Origin of the sequence: Pseudomonas arcuscaelestis (assembly GCF_016881005.1) — a bacterium.
GTDB classification, from domain to species: Bacteria; Pseudomonadota; Gammaproteobacteria; order Pseudomonadales; family Pseudomonadaceae; genus Aquipseudomonas; species Aquipseudomonas arcuscaelestis.
The window spans coordinates 202797-224437 of sequence record NZ_JACOPV010000004.1; the positions used below are offsets into that span (position 1 = coordinate 202797).

General features: G+C 59.5%; 20 protein-coding genes. 11 read left to right on the top strand and 9 right to left on the bottom strand.

Features of this window, described 5'->3' with window-relative positions:
- Window positions 1–61 precede the first annotated feature (61 nt).
- Entirely contained in the window at window positions 62–1060 is a 999-nt protein-coding gene (locus tag H8F21_RS07270) for a D-cysteine desulfhydrase (RefSeq protein ID WP_203584178.1), read from the bottom strand.
- A gap of 191 nt (window positions 1061–1251) precedes the next feature.
- Here H8F21_RS07270 and epsC point away from each other — a divergent pair, with 191 nt between their 5' ends.
- Complete coding sequence (epsC, locus tag H8F21_RS07275; RefSeq protein WP_203480951.1) at window positions 1252–2184, top strand: serine O-acetyltransferase EpsC; 933 nt, start codon at window positions 1252–1254, stop codon at window positions 2182–2184.
- A gap of 212 nt (window positions 2185–2396) precedes the next feature.
- On the top strand, window positions 2397–4358 hold the full coding sequence (gene betT, locus H8F21_RS07280; protein WP_168198423.1) for a choline transporter BetT: 1962 nt from the start codon (window positions 2397–2399) through the stop codon (window positions 4356–4358).
- Between the two features lie 54 nt (window positions 4359–4412).
- Here the strand turns inward: betT and tauD are convergent, their stop codons facing one another.
- Genes tauD through tauA form a run of 4 tightly spaced genes read right to left on the bottom strand, consistent with a single transcriptional unit; the run spans window position 4413 to window position 7885 of the window.
- Window positions 4413–5246 carry a taurine dioxygenase gene (gene tauD / locus H8F21_RS07285; RefSeq protein ID WP_203480950.1) on the bottom strand — a complete coding sequence of 278 codons (834 nt, stop codon included), beginning with the start codon at window positions 5244–5246 and terminating at the stop codon, window positions 4413–4415.
- A gap of 18 nt (window positions 5247–5264) precedes the next feature.
- Window positions 5265–6104, bottom strand: coding sequence for a taurine ABC transporter permease TauC (gene tauC / locus H8F21_RS07290; RefSeq protein WP_203480949.1), 840 nt, complete (start codon window positions 6102–6104; stop codon window positions 5265–5267).
- Complete coding sequence (tauB, locus tag H8F21_RS07295) at window positions 6101–6895, bottom strand: taurine ABC transporter ATP-binding subunit (RefSeq protein WP_203480948.1); 795 nt, start codon at window positions 6893–6895, stop codon at window positions 6101–6103. The genes tauC and tauB overlap by 4 nt, the downstream gene beginning before the upstream one ends.
- 12 nt (window positions 6896–6907) lie before the next feature.
- Window positions 6908–7885: a taurine ABC transporter substrate-binding protein gene (gene tauA, locus H8F21_RS07300; RefSeq protein WP_203480947.1), complete on the bottom strand. Its 978-nt coding sequence runs from the start codon at window positions 7883–7885 to the stop codon at window positions 6908–6910.
- Between the two features lie 544 nt (window positions 7886–8429).
- Between tauA and H8F21_RS07305 the strand changes: the two genes are divergently transcribed.
- From H8F21_RS07305 to H8F21_RS07340, 8 genes are all read left to right on the top strand, one after another.
- Entirely contained in the window at window positions 8430–9767 is a 1338-nt protein-coding gene (locus H8F21_RS07305) for an OprD family porin (protein ID WP_203480946.1), read from the top strand.
- Between the two features lie 158 nt (window positions 9768–9925).
- Entirely contained in the window at window positions 9926–10564 is a 639-nt protein-coding gene (locus H8F21_RS07310; protein ID WP_203480945.1) for a peroxiredoxin, read from the top strand.
- A 191-nt stretch (window positions 10565–10755) separates the two neighbouring features.
- Window positions 10756–11349 (top strand): NADPH-dependent FMN reductase, encoded by a 594-nt coding sequence (gene ssuE, locus H8F21_RS07315; RefSeq protein ID WP_203480943.1) that lies wholly within the window; start codon window positions 10756–10758, stop codon window positions 11347–11349.
- A gap of 93 nt (window positions 11350–11442) precedes the next feature.
- A complete protein-coding gene (locus H8F21_RS07320) occupies window positions 11443–12408 on the top strand; it encodes a sulfonate ABC transporter substrate-binding protein (RefSeq protein WP_203480941.1) in 966 nt (321 codons plus the stop codon).
- 58 nt (window positions 12409–12466) lie between these two features.
- Window positions 12467–13615 (top strand): FMNH2-dependent alkanesulfonate monooxygenase, encoded by a 1149-nt coding sequence (ssuD, locus tag H8F21_RS07325; protein WP_203480939.1) that lies wholly within the window; start codon window positions 12467–12469, stop codon window positions 13613–13615.
- Between the two features lie 10 nt (window positions 13616–13625).
- Window positions 13626–14420, top strand: coding sequence for an aliphatic sulfonate ABC transporter permease SsuC (gene ssuC, locus H8F21_RS07330; RefSeq protein ID WP_203480937.1), 795 nt, complete (start codon window positions 13626–13628; stop codon window positions 14418–14420).
- Window positions 14417–15229: an aliphatic sulfonates ABC transporter ATP-binding protein gene (gene ssuB, locus H8F21_RS07335; RefSeq protein WP_203480936.1), complete on the top strand. Its 813-nt coding sequence runs from the start codon at window positions 14417–14419 to the stop codon at window positions 15227–15229. Before ssuC ends, ssuB begins: the two co-directional genes overlap by 4 nt.
- Before the next feature lie 18 nt (window positions 15230–15247).
- The gene (locus H8F21_RS07340; protein ID WP_010221227.1) at window positions 15248–15463 is read left to right on the top strand and encodes a TOBE domain-containing protein; all 216 of its coding nucleotides are present in this window, start codon (window positions 15248–15250) and stop codon (window positions 15461–15463) included.
- Window positions 15464–15536: 73 nt separating this feature from the next.
- On the opposite strand, the gene H8F21_RS07345 is transcribed toward H8F21_RS07340, so the two are convergent.
- The 4 genes from H8F21_RS07345 to H8F21_RS07360 form a co-directional block, all read right to left on the bottom strand.
- Complete coding sequence (locus tag H8F21_RS07345) at window positions 15537–16163, bottom strand: TetR/AcrR family transcriptional regulator (protein WP_203480935.1); 627 nt, start codon at window positions 16161–16163, stop codon at window positions 15537–15539.
- A 1-nt stretch (window position 16164) separates the two neighbouring features.
- Window positions 16165–17751, bottom strand: a complete 1587-nt coding sequence (gshA, locus tag H8F21_RS07350) for a glutamate--cysteine ligase (protein ID WP_203480934.1) — start codon at window positions 17749–17751, stop codon at window positions 16165–16167.
- 153 nt (window positions 17752–17904) lie between these two features.
- The gene (locus H8F21_RS07355) at window positions 17905–18288 is read right to left on the bottom strand and encodes a PaaI family thioesterase (RefSeq protein WP_203480933.1); all 384 of its coding nucleotides are present in this window, start codon (window positions 18286–18288) and stop codon (window positions 17905–17907) included.
- Window positions 18288–20606: a Tex family protein gene (locus H8F21_RS07360; protein ID WP_203480932.1), complete on the bottom strand. Its 2319-nt coding sequence runs from the start codon at window positions 20604–20606 to the stop codon at window positions 18288–18290. The genes H8F21_RS07355 and H8F21_RS07360 overlap by 1 nt, the downstream gene beginning before the upstream one ends.
- 240 nt (window positions 20607–20846) lie before the next feature.
- Between H8F21_RS07360 and ompR the strand changes: the two genes are divergently transcribed.
- Complete coding sequence (gene ompR / locus H8F21_RS07365) at window positions 20847–21587, top strand: osmolarity response regulator transcription factor OmpR (RefSeq protein WP_203480931.1); 741 nt, start codon at window positions 20847–20849, stop codon at window positions 21585–21587.
- Window positions 21588–21641 lie beyond the last annotated feature (54 nt).

A 21641-nucleotide genomic window follows, 5' to 3' on the forward strand; every position in this document is an offset into this window, starting at 1 on the left:
ACGCTAATAGGTTTAAAAATAATATAAATCAATTTTGTTATTCTTTTTTTGAATATGCTATTCAGCTATTCCAGACCTCAGGGTAGGCGAATAATGCCGGGGCCCCACCGGTATGCAGGAAAATCAGTGGGCCGTCGTCGAATCGCTGGCGGGCAATACCGTCGAGCAAGCCCGCCATGGCCTTGCCGGTGTAGACCGGATCCAGCAACAAACCTTCCTGGCTCGCCAACAGGCGAATGGCGGCGAGGGTACCGGCGTTCGGTTCGCCATAGCGCGGAGCAAAATACTCGTCCCACAGCTCAACTTTGAAGGTTTCAGGCAGGCGCATACCCAGGAGTTCTGCGGTGCGTTCGGCCAGCCCCTGCACCTTGGGCCGCTGCGCCTCGTCACTGCGCGACACGGTGACACCAATCACGGGCAGGTGTGGCAATGCTTCTGCCAATGCCAGGCCCAGCCCGCTGTGGGTGCCGGCGCTGCCGGAGGCAAGCACTACCCCAGCGAAACGCTGCCCGCTTTGGTTGATCTGTTCGGCAAGTTCCAAGCCTGCGCGCACGTAACCCAGGGCGCCAAGGGCGTTGGAGCCACCAATAGGGACGATGTAGGGTTTGCGGCCACTGGCGTGCAAGCGTACTGACAAAGCTTGCAGTTGTTCGTCGGCGTTATCGAGGTTATCCACAAGCTCGACCTTGGCGTCGAACAGCTCCAGCAACAGGCGGTTGCCGTTGCCCTGATAGTTTGCCGAGTCAGTGCCGATAGGGTTTTCCAGCAATGCGACACATGCCAGGCCCAGCCGCGCAGCCAGCGCTGCGGTTTGACGCACATGGTTAGACTGGATTGCGCCAGCCGTGACCAGGGTGTCGGCGCCCTTGCTCAAGGCATCCGCCGCCAGGTATTCGAGTTTGCGCAATTTGTTGCCACCCAGGGCCAGGGGGGTGCAGTCATCGCGTTTGACGTAAATATCACGGCCCAGCCAGGTCGAGAGGCGGTGCAGCTTTTCCAGCGCGGTTGGCGCGCCAAGCAGGTCCAGACGATTGAAGCGGGAAAGCTGTCCGTCGATCATGGCAATACATCTGCAAGGGAAAAAACGACTATAGGCAGGCCTGTGCCCGCAAGCAACTCCCGGCCTTATGCCAGCTTTATTGCGTTTTGGAATAAAGGGTATTTTTTCTCCGGCCGCTAATTGTCGTAGAGTGAGCGTCTATCTGGCGGCCTTCTCATTCCATTCTCGCCGCCGCGGCAGGAGATGTAACCGTGAGCGAAAACGCGCAGACAGGGCATTGGCAGTTGCATGGCATCGTTGCCGGCTTGCGTAGCGCCCGAGCCAAATGGCGCAGCGACAATGGTCGCAGCAGTGGCGAACAAGGTGGGCGCGAATTGCCGTCGCGAGAAGCCATGCGACACATTCTTGAGCTACTGTGCGGCGCTCTGTTTCCCATGCGTCTTGGTCCGGTGGACCTGCGTGAGGAAAGTGAAGATTTCTACGTTGGGCATACCCTCGATTCGGCCCTGACGGCCTTGCTTGCCCAGGCGCGTCTGGAACTGCGCTATGTCGCCCGCCACGGCAAGTGCAACACCGCTGATGTCGACGCCAAGGCATTGAGCCTGATCCAGGACTTTGCCGCAGCACTACCGGGCCTGCGCAGCATCCTCGATACCGATGTCCTGGCCGCGTTCCATGGCGACCCGGCAGCGCGAAGCGTCGATGAAGTGTTGCTCTGCTATCCAGGCATTCTGGCGGTTATCCATCACCGCCTGGCGCATCACCTGTACCGCTCCGGCTTGCCTCTGCTGGCGCGCATCAGTTCGGAGCTGGCGCACTCGGCCACGGGCATCGACATTCACCCCGGAGCGCAAATCGGCCAAAGCTTCTTCATTGATCACGGCACGGGCGTGGTGATCGGTGAAACCGCGATCATTGGTGAGCGGGTGCGGATCTACCAGGCGGTAACCCTGGGGGCCAAGCGCTTCCCGGCAGACGAGGACGGTCAGTTGCAAAAGGGCCATCCACGCCACCCGATCGTCGAAGACGATGTGGTGATTTATGCCGGTGCAACTATTCTGGGACGAATCACCATTGGCAAGGGCTCGACCATCGGCGGCAACGTCTGGCTGACCCGCAGCGTGGCACCGGGCAGCAACCTGACCCAGGCCAATCTGCAGCACGATGACGGCACGCAGAAGTAGCCCAGGCAGGGCTTGGATTGCGGCATCGGGTCGCATTAAGGACCCCATCCATGTTTAACTTGAACGCTTGTTCAAGTTAAAACGGTGGTCCGCTGCCGGCGTTCAACAGGAGGAAACCCTTTGCTGAACCCGTTCAATCCAAGCCTTTCCCGTCATTTCGAGGTGCACATTTAATGGGTGCACCGAGTTCCTTACCTAGCGGCAAAATCCGCATGAATCCGCCGGTCTTCTATTTTTCGGCGAGCTTTATCCTCATTTTCGGACTAGTGGTAATCAGTAATCCGCAGGCAGCTGGCGAATGGCTGTTGGCGGCGCAAAACTGGGCGGCCAATACGGTCGGCTGGTATTACATGCTGGCGATGACGCTGTACCTGGTCTTCGTGGTGGTCACCGCCTTATCTGGCTACGGCAAGATCAAGCTCGGTGCCGACCACGACGAACCCGAGTTCAGCTACCTGTCCTGGGCCGGTATGTTGTTCGCTGCGGGCATCAGCATCACTCTGTTTTTCTTCTGTGTCTCCGAACCCCTGACCCATATGCTCCAGCCACCCCAGGGTGAAGCCGGAACGGTCGAGGCTGGGCGCCAGGCCATGCAGTTGCTGTTTCTGCATTGGGGGCTGCACGGTTGGGGCGTATTCGCTTTCGTCGGTATGGCCCTGGCCTACTTCGCCTATCGCCACAACTTGCCCCTGGCCCTGCGTTCGGCGCTTTATCCACTGATTGGCAAGCGTATCAACGGCCCTATCGGCTATGCAGTGGATGGTTTCGGCATCATCGCCACGGTCTTCGGCCTTGGCGCCGACATGGGCTTTGGGGTGTTGCACCTCAATTCTGGCCTGGACTACCTGTTCGGTATTCCCCATACCCAGTGGGTACAGGTGGCGCTGATCACCCTGATGATGGGCGCGGCAGTGGCTGTTGCCGTGGCCGGGGTCGAGAAGGGTGTGCGGGTGATGTCCGACATCAACATGTTCCTGGCCTGCGCGCTGCTGTTGTTCGTGCTGTTCGCCGGGCCTACGCAGCATCTGTTCAATACCTTGATCCAGAACCTGGGCGACTACCTGGGAGCGCTGCCGAGAAAGAGTTTTGATGTGTATGCCTACAACCAGGACAGAGACTGGCTGGGTGGCTGGACCGTGTTCTACTGGGCCTGGTGGATTGCCTGGGCGCCTTTTGTGGGCCTGTTCATTGCGCGAATTTCCCGTGGTCGCACCATTCGTGAATTTGTCTTCGGCGTGTTGCTGATCCCACTGGGTTTTACGTTGGCGTGGATGTCGATCTTCGGCAATAGCGCCATCTCGCAGGTGCTCGATCACGGCATGACAGCGCTTGGTCAGTCGGCCATCGACAACCCCTCGATGACCCTGTACCTGCTGCTGGAAACCTATCCGTGGAGCAAGGTGGTGATTGCCGTCACGGTGTTCATCAGCTTTGTGTTCTTCGTTACCTCGGCGGACTCGGGCACTGTGGTGTTGTCGACGTTGTCCGCTCGCGACGGCAATGCCGATGAAGACGGACCGAACTGGTTGCGGGTGTTCTGGGGGGCAATGACGGCCCTGGTGACCATCGGCCTGTTGTTCGCAGGCAGCATCGACTCATTGAAGTCGGCGGTAGTGCTGACCTCGCTGCCGTTTTCGGTGATTCTGCTGGCGATGATGTGGGGGCTGCACAAGGCGTTCTACCTGGAGTCGCAGCGCCAGATTGCGCAGATGCATTCGCTGGCGCCGTTCGCCAATTCTCGTCGGGGTCGTGGTGGCTGGCGTCAGCGCCTGAGCCAGGCGGTGCATTTTCCTTCGCGTGATGAGGTCTACCGGTTCATGGACGACGTAGTGCGTCCGGCGATTGGTGAAGTGACCGAAGTGTTTGTCGAGAAGGGGCTCAATGTCATCACCCAGGAAGACCCGAGCCACGACAACGTCAGCCTGAAGATTGGTCATGGCGAGGAGCAACCCTTCATCTATCAAGTACAGATGCGTGGCTACTTCACCCCGTCATTCGCGCTGGGCGGGCTTGGCACCCAGGAACTGAAGAACCGTCGTTACTATCGTGCCGAGGTTCATCTGAGCGAAGGTAGCCAGGACTACGATCTGGTTGGCTACAGCAAAGAGCAGATCATCAACGACATCCTCGACCAGTACGAACGGCATATGCAGTTTCTGCACATGGTGCGTTAGCAGGCAAACGGTAGGGGCGGGGCAAACCCGCGCCTACCGCTTTTAGCCGCTGCCTCAGAACGGCGCATCTCCCAGAATCGTTGCTCGATGCATGACCCGCCGTTGCGGGCGATAGTCATCGACGGCGTAATGCTGGGTCACCCGGTTGTCCCAGAAGGCCACGTCGTTCTCCTGCCAGCGCCAGCGGATGGTGAACTCCGGTCGGGTGGCGTGGGCGAACAGTAATTTAAGTATCGCCTCGCTTTCGGTGTCGCTCAGTTCGTTGATGCGCGTGGTGAATCCATCATTGACGAACAGTGACTTGCGCCCGCTCACCGGGTGGGTGCGGATCACCGGGTGTGACAGAGGCGGGTTGTCACGCCGGGTCGTTTCCCAGCGTTGCAAGTCTTCAGGTGTGGTGCCAAAACGCTCCAACGGAAAGGACTTGGTGAAGTCGTGGGTTGCGGTCAGCCCATCGAGTAATTGTTTGAGCGGCTCCGACAATGCTGCGTAGGCCGCTATGCCACTGGCCCACAAGGTATCGCCGCCGTAGGTCGGCAACTGTTTGGCGCTGAGTACCGCGCCCAGTGCCGGGGTTGGCAGGAAGGTCACGTCGGTGTGCCACATGGCGTTGTCGCGAACATCAGTCACGGCGGTGTCGAGCACCAGCACCTGAGGGGTTTCAGGCACATTGGGGTAGATCGGATGAATGTGCAGATCGCCGAAGCGCGCTGCGAAGGCCGCTTGCTGCTGTGGATTGATCGGCTGCTCACGAAAGAACAGCACCTGATGCTTGAGCAGGGCCTGTTCGACTGCGTCGCGTTGTTCTGTGCTGATCTCGCGGCTGAGGTCGATGCCGCTGATCTGGGCGCCGAGTGCAGAACTCAGCGGGGTAATGCTCAGGCTCATGATTATTCTCGATTAATCTCAATGACTCTGGCCGTGCCAGGGCACCAATTTGCGCTGCAGGGCGCGCAGCCCCATTTCCAGGGCGAAGGCGATCAGTGCGATCACCAGAATGCCCAGCACCACCACATCGGTGACAAGGAACTGCGCTGCCGACTGGACCATGAAGCCCAGGCCGCTGGTGGCGGCGATCAGCTCGGCGGCAACCAGCGTCGACCAGCCCACACCAAGGCCGATGCGTACACCGGTAAGAATGTCGGGCAAGGCGCTGGGGAGGATGACGTGGCGAATCAGTTGCGCTCGTGAGGCCCCCAGCGATTGTGCCGCGCGCAATTTGGTCGGATCGACCGTGCGTACGCCGGTGGCGGTAGCAATGGCGATAGGGGCGAAAATCGCCAGGTAAATAAGCAGCACTTTCGACAGCTCGCCGATACCGCACCAGATCACGATCAATGGCAGATAAGCCAAGGGAGGAATCGGCCGGTAGAACTCGATCAGTGGGTCGAGAATGCCGCGGGCAATGCGGTTGTGACCGATGGCGATACCCATCGGAATCGCCGTGACAATCGCCGCGCCCAGGGCCAGGCCGATACGTTGCAGGCTGGCGCCCAGGTGCTGCCACAGGGTGGCGTCCATATAACCTTGGGTCAGCAGCAACCAGGCCTTGGCCAGCACCGCTTGTGGGGGCGGCAAGAACAAAGGCTCGATCCACTCGGCAGCGGTCACCGCCCACCACACCAGAAGCAGGGTGGCCAGGGTCAGCGCGCTGATCCAGCGGGTGCTCAGGTTGCGTCGCGCCTTGGCCACCGGCGCTGATGCAACACTGCGTTTGGCCGTAACCGGCACTTCCAGGCTGCTCATGCGAACTCCTGCCGCACGGCGGCGCTGCGTTGAGAGAACACCCGGCTCAGTACGTGCTCGCGGGTTTCGATAAAGCGGGGGTCGGACTTGATCGCCCTGGCAGGTTCGCCGGCGGCGTAGCGCCGGCCGAAATCCAGGTGCAGGCGTTCGACGATCTGCCCCGGGTTGGGCGCCAAAAGAATTAGGTCAGTGGCAAGAAACACCGCTTCTTCGATGTCGTGGGTAATCAGGAACACCGGCTTGGCCGTGCGTTGCCAGACTTGCAGGAGCAATTCCTGCATCTGCTCACGGGTAAACGCATCAAGGGCGCCGAAGGGCTCATCCATCAGCAGTACCCGTGGATCGGCGGCCAATGCCCGGGCGAGGCCAACGCGTTGCTTTTGCCCACCCGACAATTGCCAGATCCGTCGCTTGCCGAAATCGGCCAGGTCTACCAGGGCAAGCATTTCTCGCGCCTTGCGTTCACGTTCGGCGCGTGGCACGCCGGCCAGTTCCAGGCCAAAGGCGACATTGGCCAAGACATCCTGCCAAGGCAGCAACGCATCGTCCTGGAATACCACGCCGCGTTCGGCGCTGGGCCCTTGCACCGGCACACCATCCAGGCTGATACGTCCGGCGCTGGGGGCAACGAAACCTGCGATCAGATTGAGCAGCGAAGTTTTACCGCTGCCGGACGGGCCCAGGGCAACCAGCAATTGCTGGGGGCCCAGGCTCAGGGTGATATCGGCCAGCACCGGCTCGGCTGCGCCGGGGTACTGTGCGCTGATGCGCTCCAGCTCAAGCAATGCCATAACGATCTCCGATCAGTTGGCGATGAACTTGGCGCTGACATACGGCGCGTAGTCCGGCAGCACCGCTTCGACCTTGCCTTGCTCCTTGAGAAAGGTGGCGGTGTCGGTGATGGCTTGGGTCGTCGGCGCTCCGAGTGCTGCGATCTGGTCGGCCGCCAGCGGAAACACGTTGCCTTGCAGCAAGGCCGGGATGTCCGAGGCTTTGGCGCCGGAGAGCTTCACCAACTTGTCGACGTTGCTTTGCTTGGCGAGCCAGGCTTGTGGGTCTTTGCGATAGTCGGCGTAGGCATCCAGGGTGACTTTGGCGAAGGCCTTGACGATTTCAGGGTGCTTGGCAGCAAAGTCCTTGCGCACGATCCAGGCATCGAAGGTGGGCACGCCTTTTTCGGCCAGTTCGCCGGAGGTGATCAGCACCTTGCCGTTTTCCTTGGCCACGCCCAGCGCTGGGTCCCAGACGTAAGTGGCATCTATATCACCGCGTTTCCAGGCGGCAATGATCGCTGGAGGCGCCAGGTTGAGGATCTGTACCTTGGCCGGGTCGATGTTCCACTGTTTGAGCGCGGCCAGCAGGCTGTAATGCCCGGTGGAAACAAAAGGCACGGCGATCTTCTTGCCGATCAAATCCTGCGGAGAATTGATGCCGGCACCATCGCGGGCTACCAGTGCTTCGGCTGCGCCGATCTGGGTCGCAATCAGAAAGGTTTCCACCGGCAGCTTGCGGGTCGCGGCGGCAGCCAGGGGGCTGGAGCCGAGATAGCCGATTTGCACGCCGCCGGAGGCCACGGCGGTAATCACATCGGCACCGCTATCGAATTTGCGCCAGTCGATGCTGGCCTTACTGGCTTTTTCATAGTCGCCGTTTACCTGGGCAACTTTTGCCGGATCCACGGTGGTTTGGTAGGCAACGGTAAGGTCGGCCGCCTGGGCGAACCAACTGGTGCCGGCCAGAGTCAGGGCGGCGAACAGGCGCAGCGGAGCATGGAGGGTCATGGAGAACTCCTGGTCAGACGATCAGTTGGGAGAAAGTGGTCGAAAGACTAAATGATCTAAGAAACTAAAAATAAATAACTTTTTAGCATTAGCTTAGGAGCCAATCGCTTTATGCCCATCGACTTGCGCAATGGGCATCGGTCTTCTAAACCTGACGGGGGTCAAGGCTGAGGGAAGCCGAAAACGACAAAGATGGGCCCATTCCCGAGAGAAGAGGCAAGGCGCGATACGTCAGAGCCAAGCGATCTAAAATCTCCCGATTAAATAGCCATCTGGAATTTGCTCCCTGACCAGGGGGGCAGAAGGAAAAATGCGCTTTATATTCCGTATTAATCTGAAAAATTAAGAAATAAGTCTTTTTAGATTTATAGAATTGTCTTTATCCTTGCCCCCCAGGTTGGGCGCATTAGACCAAAGTAGCGAAATGAATAGTTACGATTGACTTGACGGTCATCCTTTGGTGCTAATCGCCTATCGACGTCGAGCAGGGCAAAAGATCCTGCCGTAAGCGACACACAAGAATTAGAAATGAGAGGAGCAAAACATGCACAAGTCCACATTGGCACTCGCCGTGGCCGTTGGGGTTCTGGCCCAGCACGCGGGTGCTGCCGGTTTCGTTGAAGACAGCAAGCTTTCGCTGAGTTCGCGGACCATGTATTTCGATGGCGACAACCGTGACGGTGGCAACGACAACCGCGAGTCCGGTCAGGGCTTCAAAGTTGACTACATCTCGGGCTTCACCGAAGGCACTGTAGGTTTCGGCGTTGATGCGCAAGCCCTGTGGGGTATTCATCTGGATGGTGGTAAAGGCCATCACCCAAATAGCAGCACATTCTTCCCAAGCGACACCGATGGGTCGGCGGTTAGCCAGTGGGCACGCTTTGGTGCCAATGCAAAGGCTCGCTTCTCGAAAACTGAAGCGCATTTCGGTAGCGCCTTGGCGCCTAACCTACCGATCCTCGTATCGAACGATGGTCGTCTGCTCCCTCAAACATTTGAAGGCGGCACTATCCAGTCGAAGGAAATCGACAACCTGACCCTCAACGCCGGTCAGCTGACTCACGCGATGGGCCGTGCATCGAGCAACCGTACTGGTCTATCCGTCTCCGGTGCAACGCAGGACAGCAATAAGTTTCAGTTCGCCGGTGGCGACTGGAAAGTCACCAAAGACCTTACCTTGCAGTACTACTACTCGAACCTGGAAGACTTCTACAAGCAGCACTTCCTAGGACTGGTTCACGTTTATCCGATCGCCGAAGACCAATCGTTCAAGACTGACCTGCGCTACTTCGACAGCAGCAGCGATGGTAAGAACGGGCAGACCGGGTATGCTTTCGACAACAACAAGGGTTATGCAAAGAACACGGGCGAGGTCGATAACAAGACCTGGAGCGCTATGTTCACCTATACCCTTGGTGGCCATGCCTTCCTGTTGGGACACCAGCAGATTGGTGATGATGGTGGTTTTGTCTGGGCGAACCAAGGTGGCGTGACTAAAGACGGCACTAGTAGCACGCATGGCGAAGGTAACGGCGGCGCCAGCTTCTACCTGTTCACCGACAGTATGATCAACCAGTTCGCCAAAGCGGGTGAGAACACCACCTTTGGTCAGTACTCCTATGACTTCGCACGCCTGGGTGTACCAGGTCTGAAAACTTCGGTTTCTTACCTGCGTGGCGATGACATCAAGAGTGCCAATAATGGCAGCAGTTATCACGAATGGGAGCGCGATGCGCGTATCGACTACGTCCTTCAGGAAGGCACCCTTAAAGGCCTGGGCGTCAGCCTGCGTCATGGTGTTTACCGCGGCGGTGGTTCCGAAGCTAGTGACGACCAAGACCAAACTCGTCTGATCTTCAACTACACTTACAGCTTCATGTAAGCCCAGTTGAAAAGAGAAGCCTCGCTCCATGCGAGGCTTTTTTTTGTCTGCTCATTGATAGGTTTAAAAGTTATAAATAAATCGATATTTATTCTTTTTGTTTTTATGTCATAGCAGGCACAGTGAGCCCATAACGAACCCAGCCAAGGAGCCGCACCATGAGCCTCAGACTCGGCGATATCGCCCCCGACTTCGAACAGGATTCCAGCGCCGGCAAGATCCGCTTCCACGAGTGGCTGGGTAACAGCTGGGGCGTGCTGTTTTCGCACCCAGCCGACTTCACCCCGGTCTGCACCACCGAACTGGGCTTCACTGCCAAGCTCAAGGAGCAGTTTGCCGAGCGTGGCGTGAAGGCCATTGCCTTGTCGGTCGACCCGGTCGATTCCCATCACCGCTGGATTGAAGACATCAACGAAACCCAGAACACCACCGTCAACTTCCCGATCCTGGCCGATGCCGATCGCAAAGTGTCTGACCTATACGACCTGATTCATCCCAATGCCAGCGATACCCTCACGGTGCGCTCCTTGTTCGTGATTGACCCGAACAAGAAGATCCGCCTCACCATTACCTACCCAGCCAGTACCGGGCGTAACTTCCACGAGATCCTGCGGGTGATCGACTCCTTGCAGCTCACCGACAACCACAAGGTGGCCACGCCAGCCAACTGGCAGGACGGAGATGAGGTGGTGATCGTGCCCTCGCTCAAGGATGAAGACGAAATCAAGCAACGCTTTCCCAAGGGCTACCGAGCGGTCAAGCCGTACCTGCGCCTGACCCCACAGCCCAATCGCTGATCATTCAACCATGCAGGGATTTTGGGCCGTTTCGACGGCCCTTTTTTAGGGTCAAAATTAATAGATCATAAAAGAATAAACAAATGAATAAATATGATTTATTGGTATATGTGTCGAGCTGTTAAGGTCAATCCATTCCAGCGAGAACTCGACCTCGCGGCCTTTCAGAACACGATCAAGGATGCGCTCCAATGCTGGTTGTTTCTCTCGGTGGTAGTCCCAGTCTGCGTTCACGTTCCGGCGTGCTGCTTGAGCGCAGCCGGCAGTGGTTGCAAGGCCAGGGCGTAGAGGTGGTGACATTCCAGGTCCGCGACTTTCCGGCCGAGGACCTGCTGCATGCGCGATTCGATAGCCCCAAGGTGCAGCACTTCCTGGCGTTGGTAGAACAAGCCGACGGCCTGGTGGTCGCGACCCCGGTGTACAAAGCCTCGTTTGCCGGTGCGCTGAAAACCTTGCTGGATCTGCTACCTGAGCGTGCCCTGAACCACAAGGTGGTATTGCCCATCGCAACCGGTGGCAGCATCGCCCACATGCTGGCTGTGGATTACGCCCTCAAGCCGGTGCTGTCTGCGCTCAAGGCGCAGGAAACCCTGCAAGGGATTTTCGCCGACGACAGCCAGATCACCTACGGCGAAGGCAATAACGCAGCGCAATTGGCGCCGGTATTGGAGCAACGCCTGAACGAATCGCTTGAACTGTTTCACAGTGCCTTGGCACGCAGGCCGAAACCGGTCGCACCCGGTGTACTGAATGAACGTCTGCTCAGTGCTCGCTGGAGCATCTGAGCCGCTGTAACTGTTTTCTCGCAAGTCCCACCTTACTCGCCCGCCAACGGGCAAGCAGGTGCAGCCAAAACCCAACAGCAAAAGGAGAGCGCTATGCGCACTGTCATTTTGCGTCGTGGTCTGGTCGCTCTGTTTGCTGCGGCTGTGTCCTTCGGCGCCATTACTCAAGCTCAGGCACAAAGCCTGCGCATCGGTTATCAGAAATACGGCACCCTGGTGTTGCTCAAGGCCAAGGGCTCGTTGGAGAAGCGCCTGGCAGCCCAGGGTATCCAGGTTCAATGGACCGAGTTTCCTGGCGGCCCGCAACTACTGGAAGGCCTGAACGTCGGCTCCATCGATTTCGGAGTCACCGGCGAAACCCCTCCGGTGTTTGCCCAGGCTGCCGGGGCTGACTTGCTGTATGTGGCCTACGAGCCGCCGGCACCGCATAGCGAAGCGATTCTGGTGCCCAAGGGCTCGTCGATTCAGGCGGTGAAGGACCTCAAGGGCAAGAAAGTCGCCCTCAACAAAGGCTCGAACGTTCACTACCTGCTGGTTCGCGCCCTGGAAGATGCCGGCCTCAAATACACCGACATCCAGCCGGTATTCCTGCCGCCTGCCGATGCCCGTGCTGCGTTCGAACGCGGCAGCGTCGATGCCTGGGTCATCTGGGATCCTTACCAGGCCGCCGCCGAGCAGCAGCTGCAGGCACGCACGCTGCGCGACGGTAAAGACATCGTCGACAACCACCAGTTCTACCTGGCCACCAAGACCTACGCACAGCAGCATCCCGAGGTGATCAGCACCCTGGTCGAAGAAGTGCGTGCGGTGGGCGAGTGGTCCAAGGCCAATCCGCAGGAAGTGACCGACCAGGTTGCACCGCTGCTGGGCCTGCCAGCCGACATCACCCTGACCTCGGTAAAACGCCAGGGCTATGGCGCTCACTTCCTGACCCCGGATGTGGTCAGCGCCCAGCAGAAAATCGCTGACACCTTCCACACGCTCAAGCTGATTCCCAAGCCGCTGAGCATCAAGGATGTGATCTGGACACCCCCGGCCAAGGTCGCCAGCGTGCCTTGACGATTCGCCCGTGCCGGGAGCTGCTCCCGGCTTGCGTACCCCTTAGGAGACAACTCCAATGAGCCTCAATATTTTCTGGTTTCTTCCCACTCACGGCGACGGTCACTACCTGGGCACTTCCGAAGGTGCCCGTGCAGTTGATCATGGTTACTTGCAACAGATCGCCCAAGCAGCCGACCGCCTGGGCTTTGGTGGGGTGCTGATCCCGACCGGTCGTTCCTGCGAAGACTCCTGGCTGGTAGCCGCCTCGCTGATTCCGGTTACCCAACGTCTGAAATTTCTCGTGGCCCTGCGCCCAGGTATCATTTCGCCGACGGTGGCTGCACGTCAGGCCGCGACGCTGGATAGACTTTCCGGTGGCCGTGCACTGTTCAACCTGGTGACCGGGGGTGACCCGGAAGAGCTTTCCGGTGATGGCTTGTTTCTCAGCCATGAAGAGCGCTACCAGGCGTCGGTGGAGTTCACCCGTATCTGGCGGCGGGTGCTGGAAGGCGAGACAGTCGACTACGACGGTCAGCACATTCAGGTCAAAGGCGCCAAGTTGCTCTACCCGCCGATCCAGCAGCCGCGTCCGCCGCTGTACTTTGGTGGCTCCTCGGAAGCGGCCCAGGACCTGGCCGCCGAGCAGGTCGAGCTTTACCTGACCTGGGGTGAGCCGCCAGCGGCCGTGGCCGAGAAGATCGAGCAGGTTCGCGCCAAGGCCGCCAAGCAAGGCCGCAGCGTGCGCTTTGGCATTCGCTTGCATGTGATCGTGCGCGAAACCAACGCCGAAGCCTGGCAGGCCGCCGAGCGTCTTATCTCGCACCTGGACGATGACACCATTGCCCGTGCCCAGGCCTCGCTCTCACGCTTCGATTCGGTGGGCCAGCAACGCATGGCGGCGCTGCACGGCGGCAGCCGTGACAATCTGGAAGTGAGCCCCAACCTGTGGGCTGGAGTGGGCCTGGTACGTGGTGGTGCCGGCACTGCGCTGGTGGGCGATGGACCGACCGTGGCCGAACGGGTCAAGGAATACGCCGCGTTGGGCATCGACACCTTTATCTTCTCGGGTTATCCACACCTGGAAGAATCCTATCGTGTGGCCGAGTTGCTGTTCCCGCACCTGGACGTGGAGCGTCCCGAGCTGCCGAAAAGTGGCGGCTATGTGAGCCCGTTTGGTGAAATGGTCGCCAACGACATTTTGCCCAAATCCACGGCACAGCGCTGAGGGTCGGGTCATGAGTCGTGTATCCACATCCTGGTCACAGCGTTTGGCGCCTTGGGCGCTGCCGCTGCTGCTGTTGGCACTCTGGCAGTTGGCAGTCAGCGTTGGCTGGCTGTCCACGCGTATCCTGCCGGCACCGAGTGCGGTGTTCAGCGCCGGTGTCGAACTGGTGCGCAGCGGCGAAATCTGGACCCACCTGGCGATCAGTGGCTGGCGCGCCGCGCTGGGCTTTTTGATCGGTGGTGCGATCGGCCTGGTGCTGGGCTTTATCACCGGCTTGTCGAAGTGGGGCGAGCGCTTGCTCGACAGTTCGGTACAGATGATCCGCAACGTGCCGCATCTTGCCCTGATTCCGCTGGTGATCCTGTGGTTCGGCATCGATGAGTCGGCGAAGATTTTCCTGGTCGCCCTGGGCACGCTGTTCCCGATTTATCTCAATACCTACCACGGCATTCGCAATGTCGACCCGGCATTGGTGGAGATGGCTCGCAGCTATGGCTTGTCCGGCTTCGAGTTGTTTCGCCAGGTCATCCTGCCCGGTGCCTTGCCTTCGATTCTGGTCGGCGTGCGCTTCGCATTGGGCTTTATGTGGCTGACCCTGATCGTCGCTGAAACCATTTCTGCCAATGCCGGCATTGGCTACCTGGCAATGAATGCCCGTGAGTTTCTGCAGACCGATGTGGTGGTGCTGGCGATTGTTTTGTATGCCGTGCTCGGCAAACTTGCTGACCTGGCTGCACGCGGCCTTGAGCGGGTATGGCTGCGCTGGCATCCGGCTTATCAACCCACTCGGGGAGAGGGCGCATGACCATCCTCAAGGAAGCACCGGCACGACTGCTGCGCGGTATACCGTTGGCGGCGAACAACCTGCAGAAAACCTTCGGCCAGCGCCAGGTGCTGCGTGACATCGACCTGCATATTCCGGCCGGCCAATTCGTGGCCATTGTCGGCCGTAGCGGTTGTGGCAAAAGCACCTTGCTGCGCTTGCTCGCAGGGCTCGACCAGCCAAGTGGTGGCGAGCTTCTGGCAGGCTCGGCGCCGTTGAGCGCGGCGCGTGAGGACACCCGACTGATGTTCCAGGAAGCGCGCCTGCTGCCCTGGAAGAAAGTTATCGACAACGTTGGCCTGGGCTTGTCGGGCAACTGGCGTCCGCAGGCGTTGCACGCTCTGGAGGCGGTGGGCCTTGCCGAGCGCGCCAACGAATGGCCGGCAGCTCTTTCTGGCGGGCAGAAGCAGCGTGTAGCCCTGGCTCGCGCATTGATTCACCAGCCGCGTCTGTTATTGCTCGACGAACCGTTGGGCGCACTGGATGCGCTGACTCGAATCGAGATGCAGCACCTGATTGAACGGCTCTGGCGCGAGCACGGCTTCACCGTATTGCTGGTTACCCATGATGTCAGCGAAGCAGTTGCCGTGGCAGACCGGGTAATTCTCATCGAAGACGGCCAAGTGGGGCTGGACCTGACCGTCGATCTGCCGCGCCCTCGTGTGCGTGGCTCGCATCGACTGGCGGCGCTGGAAACCGAAGTTCTCAACCGCGTTCTCTCGGTGCCTGCTGCACCAGCGGAACCGGAACCTGTAGCACCTTTGCCAACGCAGCTGCGTTGGGCTCATTGACCTGAAGGAAGCAAAGCGATGACCATCAAAGCGATCAACGTACGTAACCAGTTCAAAGGCACCGTGAAGGAAATCCTTGAAGGCCCGGTACTGTCGGAAATCGACGTGCAGACGGCTTCAGGCATTGTCACCTCAGTGATCACCACCCGCTCGGTACGTGAGCTGGAACTGACCATTGGCAGTGAGGTAATTGCCTTCGTGAAGTCCACTGAAGTGTCGATTGCCAAACTTTGATCCATCGCACGACAAGCTCCCTTCCACAGGCCATGCACCCCTGTGGGAGCGGGCTTGCCTCGCGATGGCAGTTTCAGCGTTTAGGCAAAAAAGGCGGCAAATACAGGCCCAGGTACGCATCAAACACGCGCATGCCTTCCTCAGCCATGCGCGGCGTGATTTGCCCATGTAGCTGTACCGAACGGGCATAGACCCGGTCGCCGAGTTCCATGGCCAGGGCAAACACATCGACATCATTCGGCAGCACGGGCAACTGGAAGTGCTCGGCGAACAGCTTGTGCATCAAGTCGCCCAGCTCGATATCGTGCTGGCGATCGGCTTGGGTGACTTCGCTCAAGCCATGCTGGGCAAGGATCAGCTGCCGGGCTGCGGCATCCTCGTTGTAGATACTCAACATGCGCAGCTCGACCAGACGCGACAGGTCGTGCCAGGTAGTGAGTGCAGAGGTGTCGATCGGTTGCGCCAGGCACGCTCGAAAGGCTGCATGAACATCGGCAGTCAGGGCTTCGAGCAATGCCGGGACGCTGGCGAAAAAGTGATACACCGAGGACGGCGGGATTTGCGCCCGCTCGGCGACACTGTAGATCGATAGCCCTGCCACTCCTTCGCTGGCCAGCAGGGTGCGCGCCGCTGCAAGGATCGAGTCGATCCGCGCCTGGCTGCCAGCGCGGGGTTTGCGTGTACTGACGGTACGGCTCATATCAGTTGCTGATCGCCAGGATGCTGGCCTGGTAAGCGCTGACGAACAGGTCGAAGTCGGCCTTGTCCTCTTCGCGCTCAAGCCTGGTTTGCGCTTCCAGGGACTCGCGCGCAGCAGTCTCGAAACGCTGCTGCTCTTCGGCTGACAGGGCCTTGGCGCGGAAGAACTCGGCGTGCGCCTGGCTCTGGCGTAGAGAGAAGCGGCTGAAGCTTTCCTTGTGCTCGATCATGCTTGCCAGTACCTGGGCCGACGGGGTCAGGGATGGATCGCTGACTTTGTCTTTTTGCAAGCTCAGGGCTTTGCTGTGCTCGTCACTGTTCAGGCTGCGGTCAAGCAATGCGGCCAGCGGCGCAATACGCTCGAGCAGCTCGTTGGCCCACGCCTTGAGTTCTACAGGCTTGCCATGCTGCTGCAGCATCAGACCCGGGCGACGACCTTCCTTGACCACACTGAGGAAGTTCGACGTGCAGTTGCCACATTCCTGATTGCCCAGCAGCGGGCTGTCATCCAGGGCGCAGAACAGCAGGAAGGCATCCAGGAAGCGTGACTCCGGCAGATCGATACCGGTCGGCAGGAACGGGTTGATGTCCAGGCAACGTACTTCGACGTACTGAATGCCGCGTGCCATCAGGGCCTGGATCGGCCGTTCGCCACTGTAGGTCACCCGCTTGGGACGAATATTGGAGTAGTACTCGTTTTCGATCTGCAAGATATTGGTGTTGAGCTGTACCCACTCGCCATCCTTGTGCGTACCGATTTCTACATAGGGCGCATACGGCGTGGCGACGGCCTTGCGCAGGCTGTCGGTATAGCTGCTCAGATCGTTGTAGCAAGGCGTCAGGCCTGCCTGGGCGTTGCTCTGGTAGCCCAGGTCGCTCATACGCAGGCTGGTGGCATAAGGCAGGTAAAGGGTATCGACGTCGAACTGTTCGAGTGAATGAGCCCGGCCACGCAGGAAACCCGCGTCCAGGGCCGGCGAGGCGCCGAACAGGTACATCAGCAACCAGCTGTAGCGGCGGAAGTTGCGGATCAGGGCAATGTAGGCTGCCGACTGATACTCACGGTCATCCAGGCTGCTGCCTTCAGCGGCGCGCAGCAGCGGCCAGAGGCTTTCTGGCAGCGAGAAATTGTAGTGAATACCGGCGATGCACTGCATGGTGCGGCCGTACCGCAGGGCCAGGCCCTTGCGGTACACATACTTGAGCTGGCCAATATTCGACTCACCGTACCAGGCGATTGGAATATCTTCCTCGGCTGGCAGTGGACACGGCATCGACGGGCTCCACAGGTATTCGCTACCCAGCTTGGTGTAGGCGAACCGGTGGATGTTCTCCAGGCTTTCCAGGGTCTGCGCAGGGTCGGCCAGGGCTGGGGTAATGAACTCCAGCAGCGACTCCGAGTAGTCCGTGGTGATCTGCTCGTGGGTCAACGCCGCGCCGAGAGCTTCGGGGTGCGGGGTTTGTGCCAGACGACCGTCGTCGGTCACACGCAAGCATTCGCGCTCGATGCCGTGCAGGCACTGCTTGAGCAGGGAGAGGTTGTCGCCTTGGCCGAGCAAGCTCAGGCGGCGGTTGAGAAGTTCGCTCAAGATGGATTCCTTCACGCATCAGTCGCCCCAATATGGGGGTGGAAATGACGGTCTACAAGGGTGGACAGAGGAACTGGCGTTGTCGCCTGGTTTCGGCCGGTTTTCGGCAGCGCCTGCGCTCTGCCGAAAGTATCCCAATTTTGCCGTTTGAGGCTAGAGGACGACGAACGTTCCTTGCGCTTTTGCCACCAGCTTGTCGCCCTGAAGCACATCGGCGTCGACCACCAGCGTGCGCCGCCCGGCGTGCAGCACCCGGGCGATACACAGCACTTCACCGTCGCCAACCGCGCGCAGGTAGTTGATCTTGCATTCCAGGGTCACGCTCTGCTGGTCGAAGCCATGGGCGCTGGAACAGGCCAGGCCCATCGCAGTATCGACCAGGCTGAAGATCGCGCCGCCATGCAGCTTGCCACCGCGGTTGCGCAACTCCGGCGCCAGGGCCAGGGTCATGTGCGCAACGCCTGCTTCCAGATGCTGCAGGCGGCAGCCGAGAAACTGGCTGAAGGCGCTGAGGACAACCTCTTGTGGGGCCGGCATCACTTCTTCTTCAGCTGTTTGGCGTTGGCGAACAATGCCGCCATGGCATTGTTGGCGGGTGCCGGGGTTTCCTTGGCACGGGCTGGAGCGCTTTGCTGACGTGGTGCAGAGCCTGGGCGGCTGCCACGGGCACCATCGATTTTCTCGCCCGGGGTGTCGCTCATGCGCATCGACAGGCCGACGCGTTTACGCGGGATGTCGACTTCCATGACCTTGACCTTGACCACATCGCCGGCCTTGACCGCTTCGCGTGGGTCCTTGATGAACTTCTCGGACAGCGCCGAAATGTGCACCAGGCCATCCTGGTGGACGCCGATATCGACGAAGGCCCCGAAGTTGGTCACGTTGGTCACCACGCCTTCGAGAATCATGCCCAGTTGCAGGTCCTTGAGGTCCTCGACACCTTCCTGGAATTCGGCCGTCTTGAACTCGGGACGTGGGTCGCGGCCCGGTTTGTCGAGCTCCTGAAGGATGTCGGTGACGGTCGGCAGGCCGAACGTTTCGTCAGTGAACTTTTTCGGGTCCAGGCGCTTGAGAAAGCCGCTGTCGCCAATCAGGGAGCGAATGTCGCGATCGGTTTCAGCGGCGATGCGCTGCACCAGGGGATAGGCTTCGGGGTGGACCGCCGAAGCGTCCAGCGGGTTGTCACCGTTCATAACGCGTAGGAAACCGGCTGCCTGCTCGAAGGTTTTTTCGCCCAGGCGGCTGACTTTCTTCAACGCTGCACGGGTTTTGAACGCGCCGTTGGCATCACGATGGTTGACGATATTTTGTGCCAGGGTGCTGTTGAGGCCGGAGATGCGCGCCAGCAACGCTACCGAGGCGGTGTTGACATCAACACCTACGGCGTTCACGCAGTCCTCGACCACAGCGTCCAGGCCACGGGCCAGCTTGAGTTGCGAAACGTCGTGCTGGTATTGGCCGACACCAATGGATTTCGGATCGATTTTCACCAGCTCAGCCAGCGGGTCCTGCAGGCGACGGGCAATGGACACGGCACCACGGATCGATACATCCAGGTCGGGGAATTCACGGGCTGCCAGTTCCGAAGCGGAATACACCGAAGCACCGGCTTCGGAGACCATGATCTTGGTCATTTTCAGGGCTGGATACTTTTTGATCAGCTCGGCAGCCAGTTTGTCGGTTTCACGGCTTGCGGTGCCGTTGCCGATCGCGATCAGCTCCACCGAGTGCTTGGCGCACAACGCGGCGAGCACGGCGATAGTCTGGTCCCACTGGTTTTTCGGGACATGCGGGTAAACCGTGGCAGTGTCGAGCAGCTTGCCGGTGGCATCGACCACCGCCACTTTGCAGCCGGTGCGCAGGCCCGGGTCGAGGCCCAAGGTTGCGCGAGGGCCCGCGGGGGCAGCCAGCAGCAGGTCGTGCAGGTTGTGGGCGAAGACGTTGATGGCTTCACCTTCGGCGTTGTCGCGCAATTCACCGAACAGATCGGTTTCCAGGTGGCTGTATAGCTTGACCTTCCAGGTCCAGCGCACCACCTCGCTCAGCCATTTGTCGGCAGGGCGATTGTGGTTCTGCAGGCCGAAGCGTTCGGTGATCATCATTTCGCAAGGATGCAACGTTCCTGGCAGCTCTTCACCGACTTTCAGCGAAGCGGCGAGCACCCCTTCGTTGCGCCCGCGGAAAATCGCCAGGGCACGGTGCGATGGCATGCTCTTGAGCAGTTCATCATGCTCGAAGTAGTCGCGGAACTTGGCGCCTTCTTCTTCCTTGCCAGCGACCAGACGCGCGCTGAGCACTGCTTCCTGCTTGAGGAAACTGCGCAGTTTGTCGAGCAGGCTGGCGTCTTCGGCGAAACGCTCCATGAGGATGTACTTGGCGCCTTCAAGCGCAGCTTTCACATCGGCCACGCCTTTTTCGGCGTCAACGAAGCGCGCTGCTTCGACTTCCGGGCTCAGCTGTGGATCGTTCAGCAAACCATCGGCAAGCTCGCCCAGGCCCGCTTCAAGGGCGATCTGGCCCTTGGTGCGGCGTTTTTGCTTGTAGGGCAGATAGAGGTCTTCAAGACGTGTCTTGGTGTCAGCCAGTTTTATTTCGCGGGCCAGCTCCGGGGTCAGCTTGCCTTGTTCTTCGATGCTGGCAAGGATGCTGGAGCGGCGATCGTCCAGCTCACGCAGGTAGCGCAGGCGTTCGTCCAGGTGACGTAGTTGGGTGTCATCCAGGCTGCCGGTCACTTCTTTACGGTAGCGAGCGATGAAAGGCACCGTCGAGCCTTCATCAAGCAGGGCCACGGCCGCTTCGACCTGTTGCGGGCGTACGCCGAGTTCCTCGGCGATGCGGCTGTTGATGCTGTCCATAAAACCACCTGACAAATTGTGAATACAAAGGCCGCGGGCGGGCGCCAAAGGGCACTCGGATCAATGCGGCGCTGGCTGAAAGCGGCGCATTATACCCAGCCAGCCGGGGTTGCGGTGATAGCAGCAAGCCAGCCCCTGACTAGGCAGAACTGGCGCCCGGGGAAAAATCTGCTAACAATGCACACGGCACGGCCAATGGCGGCTAAGCCATAATGCGTGCCGAGATTAGAGGAGCTATCCATGAGCAGCACTGCACAAACCGTTGAAGGCGAAAAAATTCTCATCGTCGATGATGACCCAGGCTTGAGCAGCCTGCTGGAACGATTCTTCACCAGTAAGGGCTATCGCGCCCGTGCAGTACCCAATACCGAACAGATGGACCGCTTGCTTGCCCGTGAAGTTTTCAACATGGTGGTGCTCGACCTGATGCTGCCTGGCGAGGACGGCCTCACCGCTTGCCGCCGCTTGCGCGCCGCAAACAACCAGATCCCGATCATCATGCTTACCGCCAAGGGTGATGAGCTCAGCCGTATCAAGGGCCTGGAGCTGGGTGCCGACGACTACCTGGCCAAACCTTTCAACCCCGACGAGTTGATGGCGCGGGTCAAGGCCGTACTGCGTCGCCAGGCGCCGGCAGTACCCGGAGCCCCAGGCAGCGAGGACGAAACCGTCACCTTTGGCGACTACGAGCTGTCGTTGGCTACCCGCGAGCTCAAGCGCGGCGAAGAAGTGCACATGCTCACTACCGGCGAGTTCGCCGTGCTCAAGGCATTGGTCATGCACGCGCGCGAGCCGCTGACCCGTGACAAGCTGATGAACCTGGCCCGTGGTCGTGAATGGGATGCGCTGGAGCGCTCCATCGACGTGCAGATCTCCCGTTTGCGTCGCATGATCGAGCCTGATCCTTCCAAACCCCGTTATATCCAGACGGTTTGGGGTGTCGGTTACGTGTTCGTACCGGATGGCAATGCCAGCAAGTGATGTTTCGATTGTAGGAGTCAGTCACGGCAAGCAGGGTGGACCTTCGGGTTGCCC

Coding starts and splice junctions, on each gene's coding strand:
- H8F21_RS07270 (WP_203584178.1), bottom strand. CDS start 1,060: ATGATCGACGGACAGCTTTCCCGCTTCAATCGTCTGGACCTGCTTGGC.
- betT (WP_168198423.1), top strand. CDS start 2,397: ATGAATCCGCCGGTCTTCTATTTTTCGGCGAGCTTTATCCTCATTTTC.
- tauD (WP_203480950.1), bottom strand. CDS start 5,246: ATGAGCCTGAGCATTACCCCGCTGAGTTCTGCACTCGGCGCCCAGATC.
- tauC (WP_203480949.1), bottom strand. CDS start 6,104: ATGAGCAGCCTGGAAGTGCCGGTTACGGCCAAACGCAGTGTTGCATCA.
- tauB (WP_203480948.1), bottom strand. CDS start 6,895: ATGGCATTGCTTGAGCTGGAGCGCATCAGCGCACAGTACCCCGGCGCA.
- tauA (WP_203480947.1), bottom strand. CDS start 7,885: ATGACCCTCCATGCTCCGCTGCGCCTGTTCGCCGCCCTGACTCTGGCC.
- H8F21_RS07305 (WP_203480946.1), top strand. CDS start 8,430: ATGCACAAGTCCACATTGGCACTCGCCGTGGCCGTTGGGGTTCTGGCC.
- H8F21_RS07310 (WP_203480945.1), top strand. CDS start 9,926: ATGAGCCTCAGACTCGGCGATATCGCCCCCGACTTCGAACAGGATTCC.
- ssuE (WP_203480943.1), top strand. CDS start 10,756: ATGCTGGTTGTTTCTCTCGGTGGTAGTCCCAGTCTGCGTTCACGTTCC.
- H8F21_RS07320 (WP_203480941.1), top strand. CDS start 11,443: ATGCGCACTGTCATTTTGCGTCGTGGTCTGGTCGCTCTGTTTGCTGCG.
- ssuD (WP_203480939.1), top strand. CDS start 12,467: ATGAGCCTCAATATTTTCTGGTTTCTTCCCACTCACGGCGACGGTCAC.
- ssuC (WP_203480937.1), top strand. CDS start 13,626: ATGAGTCGTGTATCCACATCCTGGTCACAGCGTTTGGCGCCTTGGGCG.
- ssuB (WP_203480936.1), top strand. CDS start 14,417: ATGACCATCCTCAAGGAAGCACCGGCACGACTGCTGCGCGGTATACCG.
- H8F21_RS07340 (WP_010221227.1), top strand. CDS start 15,248: ATGACCATCAAAGCGATCAACGTACGTAACCAGTTCAAAGGCACCGTG.
- H8F21_RS07345 (WP_203480935.1), bottom strand. CDS start 16,163: ATGAGCCGTACCGTCAGTACACGCAAACCCCGCGCTGGCAGCCAGGCG.
- H8F21_RS07355 (WP_203480933.1), bottom strand. CDS start 18,288: ATGCCGGCCCCACAAGAGGTTGTCCTCAGCGCCTTCAGCCAGTTTCTC.
- H8F21_RS07360 (WP_203480932.1), bottom strand. CDS start 20,606: ATGGACAGCATCAACAGCCGCATCGCCGAGGAACTCGGCGTACGCCCG.
- ompR (WP_203480931.1), top strand. CDS start 20,847: ATGAGCAGCACTGCACAAACCGTTGAAGGCGAAAAAATTCTCATCGTC.